Source organism: Pseudomonas sp. S2_F07 (genome assembly GCF_054668325.1).
Genome location: NZ_CP162758.1, coordinates 4,004,871 through 4,026,048 on the forward strand (window position 1 = coordinate 4,004,871; position 21,178 = coordinate 4,026,048).

General features: G+C 61.3%; 18 protein-coding genes. 15 read left to right on the forward strand and 3 right to left on the reverse strand.

Annotated features, from left to right (window positions below):
* Positions 1 to 28 precede the first annotated feature (28 nt).
* The 6 genes from AB4O40_RS18200 (at position 29) to AB4O40_RS18225 (ending at position 7,608) form a co-directional block, all read left to right on the forward strand.
* Positions 29 to 2,185 carry a type I secretion system permease/ATPase gene (locus AB4O40_RS18200; RefSeq protein ID WP_056727010.1) on the forward strand — a complete coding sequence of 719 codons (2,157 nt, stop codon included), beginning with the start codon at positions 29 to 31 and terminating at the stop codon, positions 2,183 to 2,185.
* Positions 2,175 to 3,539 (forward strand): HlyD family type I secretion periplasmic adaptor subunit, encoded by a 1,365-nt coding sequence (locus tag AB4O40_RS18205; protein ID WP_056727009.1) that lies wholly within the window; start codon positions 2,175 to 2,177, stop codon positions 3,537 to 3,539. The genes AB4O40_RS18200 and AB4O40_RS18205 overlap by 11 nt, the downstream gene beginning before the upstream one ends.
* A gap of 383 nt (positions 3,540 to 3,922) precedes the next feature.
* Positions 3,923 to 4,810 carry a TauD/TfdA dioxygenase family protein gene (locus AB4O40_RS18210; protein WP_056727008.1) on the forward strand — a complete coding sequence of 296 codons (888 nt, stop codon included), beginning with the start codon at positions 3,923 to 3,925 and terminating at the stop codon, positions 4,808 to 4,810.
* 18 nt (positions 4,811 to 4,828) lie between these two features.
* Positions 4,829 to 5,854, forward strand: coding sequence for an ABC transporter substrate-binding protein (locus AB4O40_RS18215; RefSeq protein ID WP_056727007.1), 1,026 nt, complete (start codon positions 4,829 to 4,831; stop codon positions 5,852 to 5,854).
* A gap of 5 nt (positions 5,855 to 5,859) precedes the next feature.
* Entirely contained in the window at positions 5,860 to 6,720 is an 861-nt protein-coding gene (locus AB4O40_RS18220; RefSeq protein ID WP_460053722.1) for an ABC transporter ATP-binding protein, read from the forward strand.
* A 21-nt stretch (positions 6,721 to 6,741) separates the two neighbouring features.
* A complete protein-coding gene (locus tag AB4O40_RS18225) occupies positions 6,742 to 7,608 on the forward strand; it encodes an ABC transporter permease (RefSeq protein ID WP_223542292.1) in 867 nt (288 codons plus the stop codon).
* 109 nt (positions 7,609 to 7,717) lie between these two features.
* On the opposite strand, the gene AB4O40_RS18230 is transcribed toward AB4O40_RS18225, so the two are convergent.
* On the reverse strand, positions 7,718 to 8,683 hold the full coding sequence (locus AB4O40_RS18230; protein ID WP_460053720.1) for an RHS repeat-associated core domain-containing protein: 966 nt from the start codon (positions 8,681 to 8,683) through the stop codon (positions 7,718 to 7,720).
* Positions 8,684 to 8,865: 182 nt separating this feature from the next.
* Between AB4O40_RS18230 and AB4O40_RS18235 the strand changes: the two genes are divergently transcribed.
* The 8 genes from AB4O40_RS18235 to AB4O40_RS18270 all read left to right on the forward strand — a co-directional run bounded on the left by AB4O40_RS18235 (position 8,866) and on the right by AB4O40_RS18270 (position 18,968).
* A complete protein-coding gene (locus AB4O40_RS18235; protein WP_056727003.1) occupies positions 8,866 to 9,786 on the forward strand; it encodes a LysR family transcriptional regulator in 921 nt (306 codons plus the stop codon).
* Between the two features lie 224 nt (positions 9,787 to 10,010).
* Positions 10,011 to 11,543 (forward strand): MFS transporter, encoded by a 1,533-nt coding sequence (locus AB4O40_RS18240; RefSeq protein ID WP_056727002.1) that lies wholly within the window; start codon positions 10,011 to 10,013, stop codon positions 11,541 to 11,543.
* Between the two features lie 26 nt (positions 11,544 to 11,569).
* The gene (locus AB4O40_RS18245) at positions 11,570 to 12,634 is read left to right on the forward strand and encodes an HlyD family secretion protein (protein ID WP_460053718.1); all 1,065 of its coding nucleotides are present in this window, start codon (positions 11,570 to 11,572) and stop codon (positions 12,632 to 12,634) included.
* Entirely contained in the window at positions 12,631 to 14,193 is a 1,563-nt protein-coding gene (locus AB4O40_RS18250; protein WP_409079065.1) for an efflux transporter outer membrane subunit, read from the forward strand. The genes AB4O40_RS18245 and AB4O40_RS18250 overlap by 4 nt, the downstream gene beginning before the upstream one ends.
* Before the next feature lie 79 nt (positions 14,194 to 14,272).
* Entirely contained in the window at positions 14,273 to 15,046 is a 774-nt protein-coding gene (locus AB4O40_RS18255; RefSeq protein ID WP_056726999.1) for an efflux RND transporter periplasmic adaptor subunit, read from the forward strand.
* Complete coding sequence (locus AB4O40_RS18260) at positions 15,043 to 16,362, forward strand: efflux RND transporter periplasmic adaptor subunit (protein WP_056726998.1); 1,320 nt, start codon at positions 15,043 to 15,045, stop codon at positions 16,360 to 16,362. Before AB4O40_RS18255 ends, AB4O40_RS18260 begins: the two co-directional genes overlap by 4 nt.
* On the forward strand, positions 16,363 to 18,459 hold the full coding sequence (locus AB4O40_RS18265) for an efflux RND transporter periplasmic adaptor subunit (protein WP_460053716.1): 2,097 nt from the start codon (positions 16,363 to 16,365) through the stop codon (positions 18,457 to 18,459).
* Between the two features lie 11 nt (positions 18,460 to 18,470).
* On the forward strand, positions 18,471 to 18,968 hold the full coding sequence (locus AB4O40_RS18270; protein WP_056726996.1) for a GNAT family N-acetyltransferase: 498 nt from the start codon (positions 18,471 to 18,473) through the stop codon (positions 18,966 to 18,968).
* Positions 18,969 to 18,990: 22 nt separating this feature from the next.
* Here AB4O40_RS18270 and AB4O40_RS18275 read toward each other — a convergent pair whose 3' ends face one another.
* Together AB4O40_RS18275 and AB4O40_RS18280 are read right to left on the reverse strand one after the other, a co-directional pair.
* Positions 18,991 to 19,302, reverse strand: coding sequence for a DUF6916 family protein (locus tag AB4O40_RS18275; protein ID WP_056726995.1), 312 nt, complete (start codon positions 19,300 to 19,302; stop codon positions 18,991 to 18,993).
* A gap of 55 nt (positions 19,303 to 19,357) precedes the next feature.
* Positions 19,358 to 19,945, reverse strand: coding sequence for a phage tail protein (locus tag AB4O40_RS18280; protein ID WP_409079067.1), 588 nt, complete (start codon positions 19,943 to 19,945; stop codon positions 19,358 to 19,360).
* 313 nt (positions 19,946 to 20,258) lie between these two features.
* Here AB4O40_RS18280 and AB4O40_RS18285 point away from each other — a divergent pair, with 313 nt between their 5' ends.
* Entirely contained in the window at positions 20,259 to 21,095 is an 837-nt protein-coding gene (locus AB4O40_RS18285; RefSeq protein ID WP_056726993.1) for a sulfotransferase family protein, read from the forward strand.
* Positions 21,096 to 21,178 lie beyond the last annotated feature (83 nt).

Genomic DNA, 21,178 nt, shown 5'->3' on the forward strand with positions numbered 1-21,178 from the left:
GTTCAATTGTTAGCCAAGAGTGCCGAGCGTGGAATCAGAAGTCAGTCGGGTTCAACTCATTCATGATCCGCGCGCGTTGCATGACGATCCGTTACTGGATGGTCTGCTCGCTCTTTGCATGCTGCACCAGAAACCTGCCAGCGCGGCAATGCTGACCACCGGCCTGCCGCTGTTCGAGCAGCGCTTGACTGTTGAGTTGCTGCCTCGTGCGGCCGCTCGCGCGGGGCTGCAAGGCCGGGTGCTGCAACGCAAGCTGGAGGATGTTCCGGCGATTGCCATGCCGGCATTGTTGCTGCTCAAGGACGGTCGCAGTGCCGTCCTGCTCGGCTGGCAAGGCGAAGATCAGGTGCGGGTGCTGCTCAGCGAAAGCGATGGCGGTGAGTCTCTGGTCAGCCGTGAACTGCTGGCCGACGACTATATCGGCAAGGTCTTTTTCGCCCAGCCGCAGCACAAGTTCGACGTCAATCACGGCACGCTGATTCCGCGTGCGCGCTCGTGGTTCCGCGATACCCTCAAGCGTTCGCGCTGGTTGTACGCGGACGCCATCGCCGCCAGTTTTCTGATCAACATCATTGCCATGGCCGCGCCGTTGTTCGTGATGAACGTCTACGACCGCGTCGTGCCGAACCAGGCCGAAGCGACGCTCTGGGTGCTGGCACTCGGCATCACGGGCGCCTACCTCTTCGACCTGATCCTGAAAAGCCTGCGCAGCCTGTGCCTGGATCTGGCCGGCAAGAAAACCGACCTGATCATCTCGGCCACGCTGTTCGAGCGCATCGTCGGCATGGCCATGAAATACCGGCCGGCGCGGGTCGGCAGCTTTGCCCAGAACATCCATGAGTTCCAGAGCCTGCGGGACTTCCTCGCCTCGCTGACCCTCACCAGCCTGATCGACCTGCCGTTCACGATTCTGATCTTTATCGTTATCGCGATCCTCGGCGGGCACTTGGTGTGGATACCGGTACTGGCATTCCCGATCGCCCTGGCCATCGGCTATGCCTTGCAGAAACCCCTGGTGGCGACCATGGAGCGGACCATGGCGCTGGGGGCCGAGCGTCAGTCTAGCCTGATCGAAACCCTGGCCGGCCTGGATGCGGTGAAGGTCAACAACGCCGAAAGCGAACGCCAGTATCAGTGGGAACAGACCATCGGCACCCTCAGTCGTCTTGAGTTGCGGGTGAAAATGCTCTCCGGCCTGGCGATGAACATCACCTTGCTGATCCAGCAGCTGGCCGGGGTGATCATGATCGTCTTCGGCGTGTACCAGATCATCGACGGTCACCTGAGCATGGGCGGCCTGATTGCCTGCTACATGCTCAGTGGCCGTGCACTCAGCCCGCTGGCGTCGCTGTCCGGGCTGCTGACTCGTTATCAGCAGGCGCGGGTGACCATGACCTCGGTCGACCAGATGATGGAGCTGCCACAGGAGCGCAATTTCGAAGAACGTCCGCTCAGCCGCAAGGTGCTGCAGGGCGGCATTGAGTGCCGCCAACTCAACTTCACCTACCCGCAACAGCAGAACCTGGCGCTGAAGAACATCAACCTGTCGATCAGTCCCGGCGAGAAGGTCGGCATCATTGGCCGAAGCGGCTCGGGCAAGAGCTCGTTGGCGAAATTGCTGGTGGGGTTGTACCAACCAGATGACGGAGCGCTGTTGGTCGATGGAGTGGATATCCGCCAGATCGACGTCAGCGAGCTGCGCTACAACATCGGCTACGTGCCACAGGACATTCAATTGCTCGCCGGCACCTTGCGCGACAACCTGGTTTCCGGCGCGCGGTATGTCGAGGACGAACTGGTGCTGCAAGCCGCAGAGCTGGCCGGCGTCCACGAATATGCGCGCCTGCATCCGCAGGGCTATGAGCTGCAAGTCGGTGAGCGCGGGCAGAACCTGTCCGGTGGTCAACGACAAAACGTCGCCCTGGCCCGTGCATTGTTGCTCAACCCGCCGATCCTGCTGCTCGACGAGCCGACCAGCGCCATGGACAACACCGGCGAAGAGCGCCTCAAACAGCGCCTGGCGGCGGTGATCGAAAACAAGACCATGGTGCTGGTGACGCACCGGGCATCGCTGTTGTCGCTGGTGGATCGGCTGATCGTGGTCGACCGCGGGCAGATACTCGCCGACGGCCCGAAAGCCGCGGTGATGGAAGCATTGAAGAAGGGGCAGATCAGTGTTGCTTAAGTCGGGTAAGGATTCGATCCGTCGCTACTTCAAAGGCACTGCTTCACTTCAGGGCCAGCCGCTACCTGAGGTCAACAAGGCGTTGATCGAGGATGCGCCACGGGTGGTGCGACTGACGATCTGGGCGATCATTGCGTTCTTTGTGTTCCTGATGCTCTGGGCCAACTTCGCGGTAATCGACGAGGTGACCAAGGGCGACGGCAAGGCGATCCCATCGTCGAAGATCCAGAAAATCCAGAACCTTGAAGGCGGTATCGTTGCCGAGCTGTTCGTCAAGGAAGGCCAGATCGTTGAAGCCGGCGCACCGCTGATTCGCCTGGACGACACGCGATTTGCTTCGAACGTCGGTGAAACCGAGGCTGATCGGTTGTCGATGCTGCTGCGGGTAGAACGCCTGAGCGCCGAGGTCGAGGATCGCCCGCTGAACTTCCCCGAGGATGTGCTCAAGGCCGTGCCGGGTCAGGCCAAGAGTGAAGAATCGCTCTATATAAGCCGCCGCCAACAGTTGCACGACGAGATTGGCGGCTTGCAGGAACAGTTGATCCAGCGCCAGCAAGAGCTGCGCGAATTCACGTCCAAGCAGGCCCAGTATCGCCAGCAATTGGGCTTCCAGCGTCAGGAAATCAGCATGTCCGAGCCGTTGGTGGCCCAGGGCGCGGTATCGCCGGTGGAAGTTCTGCGCCTCAGGCGTGCCGAAGCGGAGACCCGTGGTCAGCTCGACGCCACCACCCTGGCCATTCCGCGTGCCGAGTCGGCAATCAAGGAAGTGCAGCGCAAGGTCGATGAAACCCGTGGCAAGTTCCGTAGCGAAGCCCTGACCCAACTCAACGAAGCGCGCACCGACCTGAACAAGGCCCAGGCCACCGGTAAGGCCCTGGAGGATCGGGTCAGCCGGACGCTGGTCACTTCGCCAGTGCGGGGCATCGTCAACAAGCTGCTGGTCAATACCATCGGCGGGGTTATCCAGCCGGGCAGCGACCTGGTGGAAATCGTGCCACTGGACGACACCTTGCTGGTCGAGGCGAAGATCCGCCCGCAGGACATCGCGTTCCTGCATCCTGGGCAGGAAGCGACGGTGAAATTCACCGCCTATGACTACACCATCTACGGCGGGTTGAAGGCCAAGCTGGAGCAGATCGGCGCCGACACCATCACCGATGAAGACAAGAAGACTACTTACTACATCATCAAGCTGCGCACCGACCGCAGCCACTTGGGCACCGATGAAAAGCCGTTGCTGATCATTCCGGGGATGGTGGCTTCGGTGGACATCATCACCGGCAAGAAGACCGTCCTCAGCTACCTGCTCAAGCCGATCATTCGCGCACGGGCCGAGGCCCTGCACGAGCGGTAATCTTCATCAAGGCTAATGACCTCATCGTCGGAACGCCGCCCGGAGCAAGCTCGCTCCCACAGTCGATCTGTGTTGAAACGCAATTTTTGTGTTTCCACTGACCCCTGTGGGAGCGAGCTTGCTCGCGATAGCGTCCGCCCAAACACCACAACCCTGTCAGAAAGTGACAAATAACGTCACACCGCGATTCCTCCATTCCCTTAGCAATCGCCATATAGTTATTCGTTAACGGTATTTAAATTTCAATTCTTATATCTATAAAGTTAATCTCCTGCGTACCTGCCGACCAATCGGCGCGCCGCACGACACGAACCAACACGGGACCTCCGTGAGTTTCTGATCGACGCGCGCGCCTTTGAGCGTGCCGTGCGTGGGAGTGATTTATGTCTGCAGCTTCAGCTTCGCCAAACATCGCGCCGCAATTCTTTGAAGTCCGCCCGTTCAGCGGAGCGGTGGGCGCCGAGATCATCGGTCTCGACCTGTCCCGCCCGATCAATGATCAGGATTTCGCACGCATTCACCGTGCGCACCTGGACCATCACGTGGTGGTGTTCCGCGACCAGCGCATCACCCCTGAACAACACATCGATTTCAGTCGCCGTTTTGGCGTGTTGCAGATCCATGTGCTCAAGCAGTTCCTGCTGGCGGGGCATCCGGAAATCCTCATCGTGTCCAACATTGTCGAAAACGGCCAGAACATCGGTCTCGGCGACGCCGGCAAGTTCTGGCATTCCGATCTCTCCTACAAGGAGCTGCCGAGCCTGGGCTCGATGCTGCATGCCCAGGAGCTGCCGTCGGAAGGTGGCGACACATTGTTCGCCGATATGCACAAAGCCTGGGACAGCCTGCCGCTCGCGTTGCGCAAAGCCGTGGAGGGTCGCTCGGCGGCGCACTCCTACACGGCGCGTTACAGCGAGACCAAGTTCGAAGGCAACTGGCGTCCGACCCTGACCCCGGAGCAACTCGCTCAGGTCGCCGAAGTGGTGCATCCGGTGGTGCGAACCCACCCGGAAAACGGCCGCAAGGCGTTGTTCGTCAGCGAAGGGTTCACCACCCGTATCGTTGGCCTGCCGGAAGACGAGAGCCAGCAACTGCTGACCGAGCTCTACGCCCACAGCGTGCTGCCGCAAAACATCTACCGCCATCAATGGCAGCCCCATGACCTGGTGTTCTGGGACAACCGTTCGCTGATCCACCTCGCCGCCGGATGCCCCAGCCATCTGCGCCGCAAGCTGTATCGCACCACCATCCAGGGCGACGCGCCTTTCTGATTTGCCGGAGATCTGATCATGTCCAAACGTCTTCCATTCGCACCGCTGGCCGCGGCCATCGGCCTGGGGTTCAGCCTGGTCGCCGGCAGCCTGGTGGCGCCGACCGTGGCCCACGCCGAAGGTGAAATCCGCATTGCCGAACAGTTCGGCATCGTTTACTTGCTGCTCAATGTGGTGCGCGATCAGAACCTGATCGAGAAGTATGGCAAGCAGGAAGGTATTGATATCAAGGTCGACTGGACCCAGCTCTCCGGCGGCGCGGCGGTCAACGATGCGTTGCTGTCGGGCTCGATCGACATTGCCGGCGCCGGTGTCGGCCCGCTGCTGACCATCTGGGATCGCACCCACGGCAAGCAGAACGTAAAAGCCGTGGCTTCCCTGGGTAACTTTCCGTACTACCTGGTGAGCAATAATCCGAAAGTCAAAACCATCGCCGACTTCACCGAGAAGGACCGTATCGCGGTGCCGGCGGTGGGTGTGTCGGTGCAGTCGCGCTTCCTGCAATACGCGGCGGCCAGACAGTGGGGCGACAAGGAGTTCAATCGCCTCGACAAGTACACCATCGCCGTTCCACATCCTGATGCCACGGCAGCGCTGGTAGCCGGCGGCACCGAGCTGAGCGGGCACTTTTCCAACCCGCCGTTCCAGGATCAGGAACTGGCCAATCCCAACGTGCACGTGGTGCTGAACACCTATGACCTGCTCGGTCCGAACTCGCCGACGGTGCTGTTCGCCACCGAGAAATTCCGCAATGAGAATCCGAAAACCTACAAGGCATTCATTGATGCGCTGACCGAAGCGGCCACGTTTGCCCAGAACGACAAGGGCGCGGCAGCCGACACCTATATCCGCGTTACCAAGGCCAAAATCGACCGCGCCGCGTTGCTGAAAATCATCGACAACCCGCAGTTCGAATTCAGCGTCACGCCGAAGAACACTTACCCGTTGGCCGAGTTCCTCTACCGCGTCGGCGCGATCAAAAACAAACCGGATTCATGGAAGGACTACTTCTTCCAGGACGCCAAGCCGCTGCAAGGGAGCTGACCGACATGAATGCCCCTTTGCAAGGCCACACGGTCAGCAAACCGATCGCGGCAGCCCAGGCGCTGCTGTCGGTCGATAACGTCAGCCTCGAATACCGCACCCCGCAGCGGGTAGTGCGGGCGACCCATCAAGTCAGTTTCGAGATCGATCCGGCGGACCGCTTTGTCCTGCTCGGGCCATCCGGTTGTGGCAAGTCGACGTTGCTCAAGGCCGCCGCCGGCTTCATCCAGCCAGTGGAAGGCGAGATCCGTCTGCAAGGCCAGCGCGTCGATGCGCCGGGACCTGACCGGATCGTGGTGTTCCAGGAGTTCGACCAACTGCCGCCGTGGAAAACCGTGAAGCAGAACGTGATGTTTCCACTGCTGGCCTCGAAAACCCTCAAGCGCAGGGAGGCCGAAGAGCGAGCGCTGCACTATCTGGAAAAGGTCGGCCTGGCGGCGTTTGCCGATGCCTATCCGCACACCTTGTCAGGCGGGATGAAGGCCGGGGTCGCCATCGCCCGTGCGCTGGCGATGCAGCCGAAAATCCTGTTGATGGACGAACCCTTCGCCGCTCTTGACGCCCTGACCCGGCGCAAGATGCAGGAAGAATTGCTGCTGCTCTGGGAGGAAGTGCGCTTCACGCTGCTGTTCGTCACGCACTCTATCGAAGAGGCGCTGGTGGTGGGCAATCGCATTCTGTTGCTGTCGCCCCATCCGGGCCGGGTGAGGGCGCAAGTCCACAGCCACCAATACGATTTGCACAGCCTCGGCGGTGTGGCGTTTCAGGAATCGGCGCGACGTATTCACCGGCTGCTGTTCGACGAAGGCCAATCACCGCAAGCCGAGCATGAACTGGATTTCGCCGACATCCGCATCGCTTATTGAGCCAGTTGAGAGGAGGGTCCGATGAGCTATTTATCATCCCCGCGTGAAGAGTTCGAAACGGTTTTGCAGCCGCTGACCAGCGTGCCGCTGGAGCGGGAATTACCCCTGGGCCAACGACTGTGGCAACAAGGTTGGTTGCGCAAAACCCTGATCCTGATCTTGCTCGCCGTGCTTTGGGAAGCCGTTGCGCGGTATCAGAACAACGACCTGCTGCTGCCGGGTTTTGTGCAAACCGCATACGCCTTGTACGACGGCCTGCTCAGCGGTGAATTGCTGGGTAAGGTATGGATTTCCCTGGTGGTGTTGCTCAAGGGTTACCTGATCGGCATCGTCCTGGCGTTTGCCCTGACGACACTGGCGGTGTCGACGCAATTCGGTCGCGATCTGCTTAGCACCCTGACCTCGATGTTCAACCCCTTGCCGGCCATCGCCCTGCTGCCGTTGGCGCTGTTGTGGTTTGGGTTGGGCCAGAACAGCCTGATTTTCGTGCTGGTGCATTCGGTGCTCTGGGCACTGGCGCTGAACACCTACGCCGGCTTCCTCGGCGTCTCGGAAACCCTGCGCATGGCCGGGCGCAACTACGGCCTCAAGGGCATGCGTTTCGTGCTGTTCATCCTGATTCCGGCGGCACTGCCGTCAATTCTCGCCGGGCTGAAAATCGGCTGGGCGTTTGCCTGGCGGACGTTGATTGCTGCCGAGCTGGTGTTTGGTGCGACCAGCGGCAAGGGCGGGTTGGGCTGGTACATCTTTCAGAATCGCAATGAGCTGTACACCGACAAGGTGTTTGCCGGGTTGGCGGTGGTGATTCTGATTGGGTTGCTGGTGGAGAACCTGGTGTTTGATTCGTTGGAGCGGGTGACGGTTAGGCGGTGGGGGATGGTGCGGTAGAGGAGGATAAGGTTGGTGGGACTACCCAGTCCGTGCAGCCGCATGCGGAAGACAGCTCTCCCAACCTTACCTAATACATTCGTTACTGCTTTGCGTTATAGCCTGGCTTTTAGTTTGGCGGCGGAACAACGACTATTAGCGGCGGAGGTGGTGGGACTGCTGGTTGTCTTATCGCCTGAATCGGATGAGCAAGATCTATTACAGGATAGTTGACGTGAGGAGCTCCGCTGGCCACCACAAAGGTTCTGCCCCGTTGCGATTCCGCGAAAGTATTGGCGTTCCAGAGCTTGAGTTTGGACGTTGCCTTTTCGTAACTCGGTGGTGATCCAAAATTACTCGGTCTTCCCGATAAGGTTTTAGCGTGACTTTTCCCCACCACAGGAATAGAGCGCTTCGAACCTGATGAAGCAGGTTCGATTGACACGTGATTGGGAAAGCTGTCAGTTCCCCATTTTGCTGTTCCGTGTAACTCCCCCCCATCGTTTCCCCAATTGATCTTGGGCTTCTTGCCGCCAATATAGTCAGCGGCGTCGGTAAGCGCGGACATGTCACTTGTTTTCGCAAATTTCTGACCTTTATGCATAGCGCGCGCTGCGGCAGCACCGTCTGCAATGCTCACGATATTTTTTGGTACTGGAACAGCCCGATAATTGGGCAAATGAAATTCCGAAGCCAGACTGCGTAACTTGGCAATCAAGGTTTGCCAGCTATGCCCCGTCGGATCCACCCGATTCACCGGATCCCCCACGCAATACATATACGCATTCAACCCACCCCCACGAAACGGGCTCCAGCTGTCCGGACTATGAAAACGCATCAACCGCGGGTTGTAGGCGCGGTAGCCGTTACCCAGCAAATACCAACCGATATCCGCCTCACGTAACTGGCCATTGAACCCCAGCCGTGTCTCGACTTTCTGCTGCGCGGACTGCTCGCCGTAGGCGGAGTAACCGATGGTTTTGGTTTGGCCATCGACGATTTCGCCAATGATGGATTGGCTGCGGTCGGTTGCCAGCAGCACTGCCCGGGGGGCGCTGCGGGTGCCTGAAACATCATCAGGTTTGGCTTGGCTCATATCGGGAGCTTCGTGGAAGTGGGGCGGGCCTTGAGTATTGCTCGCTTGAGTCAGGCTTGAGAACTATCAGAACTGATAGTGGTTCGAGCCGTACTTTTGGGCCGGTACAGTCAAAGCATCATTCGGAGGATGTTTGCTAGCATTGCATTTGACTCAACCAAGATCAGCCATGAGTGCTCACCATGCAACTCCCAGACATGAACCTGTTGGTCGCCCTCGACGCCTTGCTCGACGAGGGCAGTGTGGTCGGCGCCGCTCGGCGGATGAATCTGAGCCCGGCGGCCATGAGCCGGACGTTGACGCGCATCCGTGAAGCCATTGGCGATCCGATCCTGGTGCGCGCCGGTCGTGGCCTGGTGCCGACCCCCAAGGCGCTGGAGTTGCGCGAGCAGGTGCGCAGTGTGGTGGAGCAGGCCGGGTTGCTGTTTCGTTCGGCCGATGCGGTGGAGCTGAGCTCGCTGCGGCGGCGGTTCAGTATTCGGGCCAACGACTTCTTTGTCGGTGTCTACGGCGGCAAGTTGTTCGACACCCTTGATCGGCAGGCGCCGCACTGCGAACTGCGTTTCGTCCCGGAAGGCGATGGCGATGATGAGGCGTTGCGCGAAGGGCGGATCGATCTGAGCGTCAGCAACACCCGGCCGTTGACCCCGGAAGTGAAGATTCAGAACCTGTTTTCCACCCACTTCGTTGGTCTGGTGCGCGAGGATCATCCGCTGCTGGACGATGAGATCACGGCAGAGCGTTACGCGGGCTTCTCGCATATCAGCATGTCCCGGCGCGGCATTGCCCGGGGGCCGATCGATACCGCGCTCAATGCCCTGGGGCTGGAGCGGCGGGTGGCGGTGATCGCGCCGAGCTTTCATGCGGCAATGTTTGCCTTGCCCGATTCCGACCTGATTCTGCCGGTGCCCAAGGAAGCCTTGCTGAGTGTGCGACGGCTCGGCCTGAAGCTGCGCTCGTTCGACCTGCCGATCCCGTTGCCGACCCTGATGCTGACCCAGGCCTGGCATCCGCGTTTCGACAAGGATCCGGCCCACCGCTGGCTGCGTGAAACGCTCAAGGCGTGTTGCGATGAGACGTGGCTGGCTGCGCAGCCGGACTGAGGTCGAGCGCAATTTCCCCCTGTGGGAGCGGGCTTGCTCGCGAATGCGATTTGTCATTCAACATTGACACCGACTGACCCAACGCCTTCGCGAGCAAGCCCGCTCCCACAAGGGGTTTTGTATTGTTGCGTAAGACGCACTTATAACCTGCCGATAAGTTGATTTTCGTCAGGCATCACGCTTCCTAGAATGCTTCGGTCTTTCCACGCCGGAGCTTGCAGTACATGACTTCCCTTACGGTCACGGCACCTGTTGCTGCGGCCAGCATGGCAGCCGCTCCACCCGTCTTCGGCCCGCGGATCATCATCGGCCTGGTGGGCGTGTTGCTGGCGGTGCTGGTGTCGGGCCTGAACGAGATGGTGACCAAAGTCGCCCTGGCCGACATCCGTGGTGCGCTGGCCATCGGCTACGACGAAGGCACCTGGCTGGTGGCCTGTTACACCGCGACTTCCGTAGCGGCCATGGCCTTCGCGCCGTGGTGTGCGGTGACGTTCTCGTTGCGGCGTTTCACCCTGTGCGCCATCAGCCTGTTCACCCTGCTGGGTGTGTTGTGCCCCTTCGCCCCGAATTACGAAAGCCTGTTGTTGCTGCGCACCCTGCAAGGCCTGGCGGGCGGTGCATTGCCACCCATGCTGATGACCGTGGCCCTGCGATTTCTGCCCGCCAACGTGAAGTTGTATGGCCTGGCCGGTTATGCCCTGACGGCGACGTTCGGCCCGGGCCTGGGCACGCCGTTGGCCGGGTTGTGGACCGAATATGTCGGCTGGCAATGGACCTTCTGGCAGATAATCGCGCCGTGCCTGATTGCCATGGCCGCGGTGGCGTACGGCTTGCCCCGGGATCCGCTGCGCCTGGAGCGCTTCAAGTCCTTCAACTGGCGCGGTGTGCTGCTGGGTTTTCCCGCCATCTGCATGCTGGTGATCGGCATCCTGCAGGGCAACCGCCTGGACTGGTTCGAGTCCAGCCTGATCTGCGGATTGCTCGGCGGCGGGCTGTTGTTGCTGGTGCTGTTTTTAACCGGCGAGTGGTCGCAGCCGATTCCGTTTTTCAAGATGCAGATGCTCGGTATCCGTAACCTGTCTTTCGCCCTGCTGACCCTGGCGGGCGTACTGGTGGTGTTGCAGGCGGTGATCATTATTCCGTCCAGCTACCTGGCGCAAGTCCAGGGTTATCGCCCGGTGCAGACCGCGCCGATCATGCTGCTGGCGGCGCTGCCGCAATTGATTGCGCTGCCGTTGGTGGCGGCGCTGTGCAACTTTCGCTGGGTCGATTGCCGCTGGGTGTTGGGCATCGGCCTGAGCATGCTGGCGCTGTCGTGCGTCGGCGGCTCGCAACTGACGTCCGCGTGGATTCGCGACGATTTCTATGTGCTGCAATGGCTGCAGATTTTCGGTCAGCCCATGGCAGTGTTGCCGCTGCTGATGCTGTCCACCGGCAGCATCAACCCGATGGAAGGGCCGTTCGCATCGGCCTGGTTCAACACCGTCAAAGGCCTGTCGGCGGTCATCGCCACCGGGGTGATCGAGGCGTTGACCACGGCACGCCTGCATTTTCACTCGACCATGCTGGTCGATCGCCTCGGCAATTCGCCGCTGGCCGAGCACGACAGCGCAAGTCTCGCTCATCGTCTGCATGAGCAAGCCGTGGTGCTCACTTCCTCTGATCTTTACCTGTGCATGGCCGGGCTCGCCGTGACCTTGATCCTGCTGATTTTCTGGCTGCCGACGCGGATCTTTCCACCGCGCGCACCGACCTGAATGCTCCACTGATACAGAAGGCTTTTATGAACACTCAAGCAAAACAGAAAGTCGCGGTGGCCGTGGCCGCCGCGTTGGCCGTCGGCGTGTTGCTGTACCTGGCGATGCCCGGCCTGTTCGGCAAGCGTACCCGGCAGAACACCAACGATGCTTACGTCTCAGCGGATTTCACCCTGGTGGTGCCGCGGGTTGCCGGGTTTATCAAGCAAGTGCTGGTGGAGGACAACCAGCAGGTCAAGGCCGGGCAGTTGCTGGCACTGATCGACGACCGGGATCTACGCGCCGCCGCCGAGGCCGCCGATGCCGAAACGCTGGTGGCCGGGGCGCAACTGCAAAACGCCCGGGCGACCCTCGAGCGCCAGGCGTCAGTGATTGCCCAGGCGCAATCCTCGGTGGTTTCGGCCAAGGCGGAAGTGGCCTTTGCCGAGCACGAACTGAGCCGCTACAACCACCTCGCCGGGGTGGGCGCCGGCACGGTGCAAAACGCACAACAGGCAAAAACACGCATCGACCAGGCCTCCGCACGGCTGGCCAACGCTACGGCAGTACTGGCGGCGGAACGCAAGCAGGTGGAGATCCTCACGGCCCAGCGCGATGGGGCCGAAGGGGGGCTGAAACGGACGCAAGCGAAGCTGGAAATGGCCAGCTACGAGTTGTCCTATACGAGGATCGTCGCGCCTCAGGACGGCATGGTCGGCGAACGCGCGGTGCGGGTCGGCGCCTACGTCACGCCGGGCAGCAAAATCCTCGCGGTGGTGCCGCTGGCGCAGGCATACGTGATGGCCAATTTCCAGGAAACCCAACTGACGGATGTGCAGCCGGGGCAGGTTGTGCAAGTGCGCGTCGACAGTCTGGGCGGTGCGGCATTGAACGGTCGTGTCGAAAGCATTGCACCGGCCACGGGGGTGACGTTTGCCGCGGTCAAACCGGACAACGCCACCGGCAACTTCACCAAGGTGGTGCAGCGGATACCGGTGAAGATCGTGCTGGAGCCGGGACAGTCGCTGGCCGAGCGCTTGCGGGTGGGGATGTCGGTGGAGGCGAGTATTGATACGGCCACCGCCAAGGCGAAAGAGGTTGTTCAGCGATGAAGATATGCGTTGATCGCGCTGATGCCTTCGCGAGCAAGCCCGCTCCCACATTGAATCGCATTCCCATGTGGGAGCGGCGGTGCGGCGATCCGACTTGCTCGCGAAGAGGTCATCAGTCTCGCCTGATTTTTTCTGTCTTGCTTGTGCTGAGCCTGTCAGCCTGCACCGTCGGCCCGGACTTCCACAAGCCTGCGGCACAGCCAATCGCCGAATGGTCAAAACCATCAAGGGCAGCCGCCAGCCAGGCCATCGCCGAAACGATGACCGAGCGCTGGTGGGAGGTGTTCCACGACCCCAAACTTTCGGCCCTGAGCCAACGCGCCCTGACCGACAACCTCGACCTGAAGCTGGCCAGCAGCCGCTTGCAGCAAAGTCGCGCAGTTCGTCAGGTCATCACCGCCGAGCGCTACCCCAGCACGGCGGCCAGCGGTCGTTACGGACGCAACCGCAACAGTGGAGAAGGCCTGAACGACCCGTCAGGACACAACGGCCAGTCCGCATTCAACCTGTGGGATGCCGGCTTTTCCGCCTCCTGGGAACTGGATTTCTGGGGGCGCGTGCGGCGGGAAACCGAAGCGGCCGACGCCAACCTGGAAGTCGCCGAGAACGACCGACGCGGCGTGCTGCTGTCGGTGCTGGCCGAAACCGCCCAGGACTACATTCAACTGCGCGGTGTGCAGAACACCCGGCTCGTCACCGAACAGAATCTCGACGTTGCCCGCCATAGTCTGAAGCTCTCGCAGTTGCGCCTGGCCGACGGCGTCGCGACGGATCTGGATGTCGCCGAAGCTGCCGCGCAGGTGGCGGCCATCGAATCGCGCCTGCCCGCACTGGAGCTGCGCCAGTGGCAACTGATCAACGCCTTGAGTCTGTTGATGGGCGAACCGCCCCAGGCATTGGCGACGGAGTTATCCACAGACGCACCGGTGCCACAGACTCCGCGTCAGATCGCCATTGGCCTGCCATCGCAACTGGCTGCTCGTCGGCCGGACATTCGCCAGGCCGAAGCGCGGCTGCATGCCGCCACTGCCAGCATTGGCGTGGCCAAGGGCGATTTCTATCCGCGAATCACCCTGTCGGGGAACATCGGTTCCCAGGCCATGCAACTGAGCGACTTCGGCTCCTGGGGTTCGCGTTCGTTCGGGATCGGCCCGCAGTTCAGCTTGCCGTTGTTCGACGGAGGCCGCTTGCGTGGCGTACTCGAGTTACGCGAAGCACAACAACAGGAAGCCGCTATCGCCTATCAGCAAACCGTATTGCGCGCCTGGCATGAAATCGATGACCAGTTGACCGCCTACAACGCCAGCCAGTTGCGCCGCGACAGCCTGGCCGAAGCCGTGCGCCAGAACCGCATTGCTCTGGACACCGCGCAACAGCAGTACGTTGAGGGTGTGGTGGATTTCGTCACCGTACTCACTGTGCAAGGGGCGTTGTTGGCGACTCAGGAGCAGTGGGTCGAGAGTTCGACCGGCGTGTCGCTGGCGGCCGTCGGGTTGTACAAGGCTTTGGGTGGGGGGTGGGAGTCGGTGTATCCGTTGACCGAGACCGCGCAGCGTTAATACGCAGGGAATGATGGCCATCTGCTTGACGCTAGTCACCGCTGCCGTAGACTCGATTGATCCGAAAGGGAGTACGGTCATGCGGATTTTCTGTGTGTTGGGGTTGGTCTTCGTCGCAAGCGTTGTCCAGGCGCAAACGCCTGGGGCAGACGATCCGCTTGCGCAAATGGATGCAGGCGCCAGTGCTGCGACCAGCACCGAGGCTCGCGGTGTATTGCGGGCCCGGGATCAGGCCGTACTGGCCAGTGAGGTGCCTGGGCGGATTGTCGAGTTGCCGTTCAGCGAGGGGGAATCGTTCAAGAAGGGCGATACCCTGGCGCGGTTCGATTGCTCGGCCTATCAGGCGCAGCTCAATGCCGCTCAAGCGGCCAGCCGTGGCGCGGGTGAAGAGCTGGCGCACAACCGGCAACTGGCCGCGCTGAATTCGGTCGGGCGTTTCGAAGTGGCACGTGCCGAGGCCAAAGTCAGCGAAACCCAGGCGCAGTCCCAGGTGTATCAAGTGCAGGTCAAGCGCTGCAGCGTGCTGGCGCCGTTCGATGGCCAGGTCGTCGAGCGCAAGGTACAGCGCTATGAAAGCGTACCTGCCGGTGCACCATTGCTGGACGTGGTCGACAATCGCACCCTGGAAATCCACCTGCTGGTGCCCTCGCGCTGGATGGCCCGACTCAAGCCCGGCCAGACCTTCAGCTTTGTCCCCGATGAAACCGGCAAGCCATTGGACGCGACAGTCAAGCGCCTGGGCGCACGAATCGATGAAGGCAGCCAGACCCTGCTGCTGGTGGCCAGCGTGCCCGACGCCAGCGGGCTGCTGGCCGGCATGAGCGGCACGGCGCATTTCGCGGAGTCCAGGTGAACGCGCCGGTGAGCGGCGGTGCCGAACAGGTATTCGCACGTTTCCTTGATCTTGAGCGCCAGACCCGCGCAGCCCAAACGCCCGCCCAATTGGCCTACAGCCTGGTCAATGATGGCCAGGCACTGTTTGGTTTTCGCCATGCGGCACTGTTGATCGCCGGCAAGGTGCAGGCCGTGACCGGTGTCAGTACGGTGGAGCCGAACTCACCCTTTGTAGCGTTCGTCGAGCAGGCAGTGGCGCAGTTGTTCAAGGGCGAACAGTTGCAGCAGGCGCGGGTCGTTGCCGCCGATGTCCTCAGCGAGTCGCTGCAGGATGAATGGCAAAGCCTGTCGGCTGCGCAGGTGTTCTGGCTGCCGCTGATCGATCGCCAGGGCGAGGTGTTCGGCGGGTTGTGGCTGGCCCGGGATGTTGCGTGGAACCCTGCCGAACAAGTCCTGCTGGCGCAATTGGGCGATACCTACAGCCACGCCTGGCAGGCATTGCAACCGCGCAAGCCATGGCGTCTGCGCTGGACCCGCAAACGCCAGGCGCTGCTGGTCGCGTTGCTATTGCTCGGGCTGTTCATCCCGGTGCGCCAGTCCGTATTGGCACCGGCCGAAGTGGTGCCGCTGGGGGGGCGGGTCGTGGCCGCACCGCTGGACGGTGTGATTGCCGAGTTCCTGGTCAAACCCAATCAGACGGTGAAGGCCGGCGATCTGCTGCTGCGCTTCGAAAGCACCACGCTCAAGGCCCAGGCTGATGTCGCCGAACGTGCCCTCGGGGTTGCCGAGGCGGAGCTCAAGGCCAACTCCCAGCGTTCGTTCGCCGATGCCGAGTCCAGTTCGAAACTGGATTTGCTGGCTGCCCGGGTTGAGCAGAAACGCGCCGAGCGAGATTACGCCCGTGAACTGCTCAAGCGCAGCGAAGTGCGCGCCGAGCGCGATGGCATTGCGGTGTTTGCCGATGCCGAACGCTGGACTGGCAAGCCGGTGCAGACCGGCGAGCGACTGATGGAAATCGCCGATCCGACCCAGGCGCAATTGCGTATCGAGCTGGCGGTGGGGGACGCGATATCCCTGGAGCCCGGCGCTGAAGTCGCCCTGTTCCTCGACAGTGATCCGCTGCAACGGCATCTGGCCAGGCTCGAACGTTCGGCTTATGAAGCGCAACCCACGGCGGGCGGGCAATTGGCTTATCGGCTGGATGCGAATTTCGACGCGCCGCCTCCGCGCATCGGTTTGCGCGGCACGGCAAAAATCTTCGGTGACAGGGCGCCGCTGGCGTTGTACCTGCTGCGTCGACCGTTGGCCGGTTTACGTCAGAGCGTGGGCTTGTAAGTGAACCTGCCCGGTCTGCGTGCCGACCTGCAATTGTCCCCGGCAGCGCCGGCGCTGGACGGTGCGCCCAGCTGGACGCTGGCCGACCCGGTGCGGGGGCGTTACTTCAAGCTCGGTACGACGGCGATGCGCTTGTTGCGCCACTGGTCGCTGGGTGAGCCCGAGCAGGTCCTGCAAGCGGCCAATCGCGAACCGGGACTGGCGCTGGACGCTGCGGATCTGGAGCAGTTGCTGGTTTTTTTGCGCAGTCACGATCTGATTACCGCCCTCGATCCCCAGCAGCGTGCCAGTTACAGCGTTAAAGCGGATGCCCAGCGCCGGAGCCTGTGGCAAGTGTTGCTGCATCAGTACCTGTTTTTTCGTATTCCGCTGTGGCGCCCCGAGCGTTTTCTCAATCGCGCCTGGCCCTGGCTGGAGCGCTTTGGCCCGCAAGCGCTGCGCTATGGATTACCCGCTGTGCTGGGGTTAGGGGTGTTTCTGGTGTCGCGGGACTGGCAGCGATTTATCGCGACGTTTCCGCATTTGTTCAGCCTTGGCGGTGCATTGGCTTTTGGCGTGTCCCTGTTCTTCGCCAAGCTCTGCCACGAATTCGGTCATGCGTTCATGGCCAAGCGCGCCGGTTGTCGGGTGCAGAGCATGGGCGTGGCGTTCATGGTGCTGCTGCCGATGTTCTATACCGATGTCAGCGATGCCTGGCGGGTCAATGATCGCAAGGCCCGGTTGCTGATTGGCGCTGGCGGCGTGCTGGCGGAGTTGCTGTTGGCGTGCATTGCCTTGCTGGCGTGGTCGTTGCTGCCCGACGGTCCCGCCCGCACCGCGGCGTTCATGCTCGCCAGTGCCACGTGGATCACCACATTGGTGGTCAATCTCAACCCGTTCATGCGCTTTGACGGTTATTTTTTGCTCAGCGATTTCTGGCAGGTCGATAACCTGCAAGGTCGGGCGTTTGCCCTGTGCCGGTGGCGTCTGCGCGAGTTTTTATTCGGCTACGGCGCAGCGGCGCCGGAGCCTTGGTCGCCGACAGTGCAACGGCGTTTGCTGATCTGGGGGTATGGCTCGTGGTTATGGCGCGCGGCATTGTTTTTTGGGATCGCTCTGGCGGTCTATCACCTGTTTTTCAAGGTGTTGGGGATTTTCCTGATGCTGGTGGAGCTGATCTGGTTCATCTTTGTGCCCATCATGAGTGAGTGGCGCCAGTGGTGGAGCCGCCGCGAGCAGGCGCATGGACCGCGGGTGCTGCTCAGCAGCCTGGTGCTGCTCGGACTGTTATCGGTGCTTATCCTGCCTTGGCGCAGTGCCGTCGAGGTGCCGGCCATGCTGGAAGCGGGCCGGGTCAGCACCTTGCACGCGCCAGTGGCGGCACGGATCAAAGCCGTGAAGGTGCATGACGGACAGTCGGTGGCGCAGGGCGAAGTCCTGATCGAGCTGGAGTCCCCGGATCTCGATTCGCGCCAGGCTATTGCGCGCCGGGAAATCGAGATTCAGCAGTTGCAAATGCGCCGACAGGCCGGCCGCAGCGAAACGGCTTCCGATGCCGCCATCGTCGAGCAGCGCCTGGCCGAAGCGGTCGCCGAATACCGAGGGCTGGCGGCTCAGCGCGAGCGGTTGCTATTGCGTGCCCCCCATGCCGGCACCGTGCGTGACCTGCTGTCGCAATGGACGGTGGGGCGCTGGCTGTCGACCCGGGAGCCGCTGGCCGGGGTGGTCGAGGACGGCGTGCGCTTGCGCGGCTATCTGGCCGAGGCAGAGCTCTGGCGCGTGGCACCGGGCGCTACCGGACGGTTTATCGCCGATGATCCGATGCACCCGGCGATTGCGGTGCAATTGAGCGAAATCGACACCAACGGGGTGGCGTTTGTCGATCAGGAGGCACTGACTTCCGATCACCACGGACCGATTGCCGTGCGTCGCGATCAGCATCAACGGGCCGAGCCGGTACAGGCGCAATACGGCGCGCGGTTGATGACCCTCGAACCGGCGCCGACGCCGGTGCAGCCGTTGCGTGGCGTGGTCGTGTTGCAGGGCGGTGGCGAGTCTTTATTGGGGGGCGCCTGGCGACGCGTGGCGGCGCTGGGGGTCAGGGAAAGCGGTTTTTAAGGAGAGCGACGATGGCGAACAGCAGTGCTGTGGCAGCCGAAGGTTTGGTGGTACGGCCTTCGCTAGCCAGTGATGGGCCTTTTTTGCAGCGCCTGTATCAATCGGCCCGACCGGACCTGCAATGGATCGACGACAGTGTGGAGGTGGTCGAGCAGGTTGTGGCCCAGCAGTTCCAGGTGCAGGAGCAAGGACTGGGTGAAAACTTCCCCAATGCCATGCATTACGTGGTTGAGAAGCTTGGTACTGCGATCGGCGCATTGAGCACTGATTTCGGGCCGAACGAGATTCGCGTGCTGTATCTGGCCTTCATCCCGGCGGCGCGGGGGCAGGGGTATGGGCGGGCGGTATTGCAGGGGGTGCAGAAAGCCGCCCAACAGATTCGTTGCCCGGTGGCGACGGTGGTCTGGGCCAGCAATCCCCATGCGCTTGCGCATTACCTGGCGCTGGGCTTTGCAGTGCAGGAATACAACGTCGCGGCACAACGGCTGGTGTGGTATCCGCAAGGCTGAAGGCACTGCGAGCCAGAAAGGGTCAGTTGAAGGCGATGTAGAAGTAGCCTCGCTGCGGATCACGTCCCATCGAAGGCACCCGGGAAACGAAAATGTTTTCCACTTCGCCCAATTCCGGCAATTGCAGCATGCATAGACCGTCCACAAAATCGGTCGGGACCAGGCTGTTGAGCTCGACACTGAATGGCATGCGCTCACTGTTGCGCATGCGGGCGCCGGGTGAGTCTTCAAGGTGTTCGATCTGCATCGGCAATTCACTGCCGTCGGGCAGGCGTAGGGCGACGGTCTGGCCCAGCAGGGCCTGGAAATGATGGCTTTGAACCGCTTGCAACATGATCAGGCTCCGAAAAATGAACAGTGCCGGGGGGCGTGCGGCCCCCGGCGAATCTTCAGCTGCGCGATGGAAAATACCCTTGCAGGGCGATGCTGAAGTTGATGACCAGGAACGGGTTCATCACGCTCATGGGCTGGGCTCCGCCCGTGGAGGCAATCTCTCCGGTGACGGTGGTGCTCACGCCCTTGAGTGCCACCGCCGACGCTCCTTGTTGATCGGAGTAGATATTCGCCGTCCCCGGTCCGCCGCTCGAAGCGCCGATGAAGGAGTTGGTTGCAGTTGGCGCGTTTACGGGGTTGCTCGAGGGATTGGCCAGTTGCAGGGTAGTGGTGGCGGTCAGTCCGGACAACAGGTGGGTGTGGTTAGGCATGTTGCCGATGGTCGCGGTGACGTTTTCGGTACCGGAAATCTCGCCAATGGTGCGCGGGCTGAGATTGGTACCGGTGCCCTGGGCCATGGGTAAGCGGCCTTGCAGGTTGGGTAGCATGAAGGTGGTCTGGCCGTCGCCGCCGTAGTTCACGCCAATCAGCGAGAACAATGCACTCCATTGCGCAATGCTCAACGTCTGGCCATTGCAAAGGGCCCAGTTCTGGGGGGCGAAATCAAAGGCGAAAGGCTGGATAGTGCCGATAAATACTTCCATGAATCCTCATCCTTCAGGTTGGTGGTTGGCGCGCCACGCGGCTGCCAGGCACCTGGGGGTGTCGACTCCTTTTCTTTGCGTGGCTCGGTCACGCCACGTCACAGCGTAGACGTAGATTGTGGGTGTCGTGGCGAGGTTGTTTTGTCCGATGGACGCTCCCCCAGGGTTGTCGTCGTTAAAGTCCTTCACTGGTTGCGCAAAGCTCGGTATCAGGTCGGTTTAGCTTCAAATTGATATCAAAACACCACTAGTCGAGGCGTTATCGATCGACTACGCTTTGTCCTACAAAGGACTATCAAAACGGTGAAGGGACTTGCACCATTTTCATTTCATTTCCGGTTTGCCGCGCTCGGGCTCGACCCTGCTTTCTGCAATCCTGTTGCAGAACCCGCGTTTCCATGCCGGAATGACCAGCCCGGTGGGTTCCCTGTTTTCCGGTGTTCTGGAGCAGTGCAGCGCTGGCAGCGAGTTCGGCGCGGTGATCGACACCGACATGCGCCGCCGCCTGTTGCGCGGCCTGTTTGACTCCTTCTACGCCGACAAGGCCGACAAATCGGTGGTGTTCGACACCAACCGTCTTTGGAGCGCCCGGCTGCCGGCCATCAACGATCTGTTTCCCAGGGCCAAGGTGATTGCCTGTGTGCGCAATGTTGCCTGGATCATGGACAGCATCGAGCGGCTTTACCGCGCCAATCCCTATGAAAACACCAAGCTCTTCGGCGATGCCGTCGAGCGCAACACCGTCTATAGCCGTTGCGAAACCCTGGCCCAGCGCAATCGGCTGGTGGGATTTGCCTGGGCGGCGCTCAAGGAAGCCTATTACGGCGAACATGCCGACTCCTTGCTGATCATCGACTATGACTTGTTGACCCAGGCTCCGGAGCGGGTGCTGCGGCTGGTCTACGACTTTGTCGACGAACCCTGGTTCGAGCACGACTTCGAAAACCTGGCATACGACGCCCCGGAATTCGATCAAGCCCTCGGGGTGAACGGCCTGCACAAGGTCAGGCCCAAGGTTGCCGTCCAGGCCCGGCGCACCATCCTGCCGCCGGATCTGTTCAAGCAATACTCAGACTTGTCCTTTTGGCTCGATGGCTCTGCCAGCGCCGCCAATGTCATTCGTATGAAGTCCGACGCCGCGAACATTTGATCGCGGCGTTTTTCATTGATGCCTTACGTATATTCGTTCGAATTCGGGTGAGCAGCATGTGGTGGACCATTTTTGACGGGGCA

Coding starts and splice junctions, on each gene's coding strand:
- AB4O40_RS18210 (WP_056727008.1), top strand. CDS start 3,923: ATGTCTGCAGCTTCAGCTTCGCCAAACATCGCGCCGCAATTCTTTGAA.
- AB4O40_RS18215 (WP_056727007.1), top strand. CDS start 4,829: ATGTCCAAACGTCTTCCATTCGCACCGCTGGCCGCGGCCATCGGCCTG.
- AB4O40_RS18220 (WP_460053722.1), top strand. CDS start 5,860: ATGAATGCCCCTTTGCAAGGCCACACGGTCAGCAAACCGATCGCGGCA.
- AB4O40_RS18225 (WP_223542292.1), top strand. CDS start 6,742: ATGAGCTATTTATCATCCCCGCGTGAAGAGTTCGAAACGGTTTTGCAG.
- AB4O40_RS18230 (WP_460053720.1), bottom strand. CDS start 8,683: ATGAGCCAAGCCAAACCTGATGATGTTTCAGGCACCCGCAGCGCCCCC.
- AB4O40_RS18235 (WP_056727003.1), top strand. CDS start 8,866: ATGCAACTCCCAGACATGAACCTGTTGGTCGCCCTCGACGCCTTGCTC.
- AB4O40_RS18240 (WP_056727002.1), top strand. CDS start 10,011: ATGACTTCCCTTACGGTCACGGCACCTGTTGCTGCGGCCAGCATGGCA.
- AB4O40_RS18245 (WP_460053718.1), top strand. CDS start 11,570: ATGAACACTCAAGCAAAACAGAAAGTCGCGGTGGCCGTGGCCGCCGCG.
- AB4O40_RS18250 (WP_409079065.1), top strand. CDS start 12,631: ATGAAGATATGCGTTGATCGCGCTGATGCCTTCGCGAGCAAGCCCGCT.
- AB4O40_RS18255 (WP_056726999.1), top strand. CDS start 14,273: ATGCGGATTTTCTGTGTGTTGGGGTTGGTCTTCGTCGCAAGCGTTGTC.
- AB4O40_RS18270 (WP_056726996.1), top strand. CDS start 18,471: ATGGCGAACAGCAGTGCTGTGGCAGCCGAAGGTTTGGTGGTACGGCCT.
- AB4O40_RS18275 (WP_056726995.1), bottom strand. CDS start 19,302: ATGTTGCAAGCGGTTCAAAGCCATCATTTCCAGGCCCTGCTGGGCCAG.
- AB4O40_RS18280 (WP_409079067.1), bottom strand. CDS start 19,945: ATGGAAGTATTTATCGGCACTATCCAGCCTTTCGCCTTTGATTTCGCC.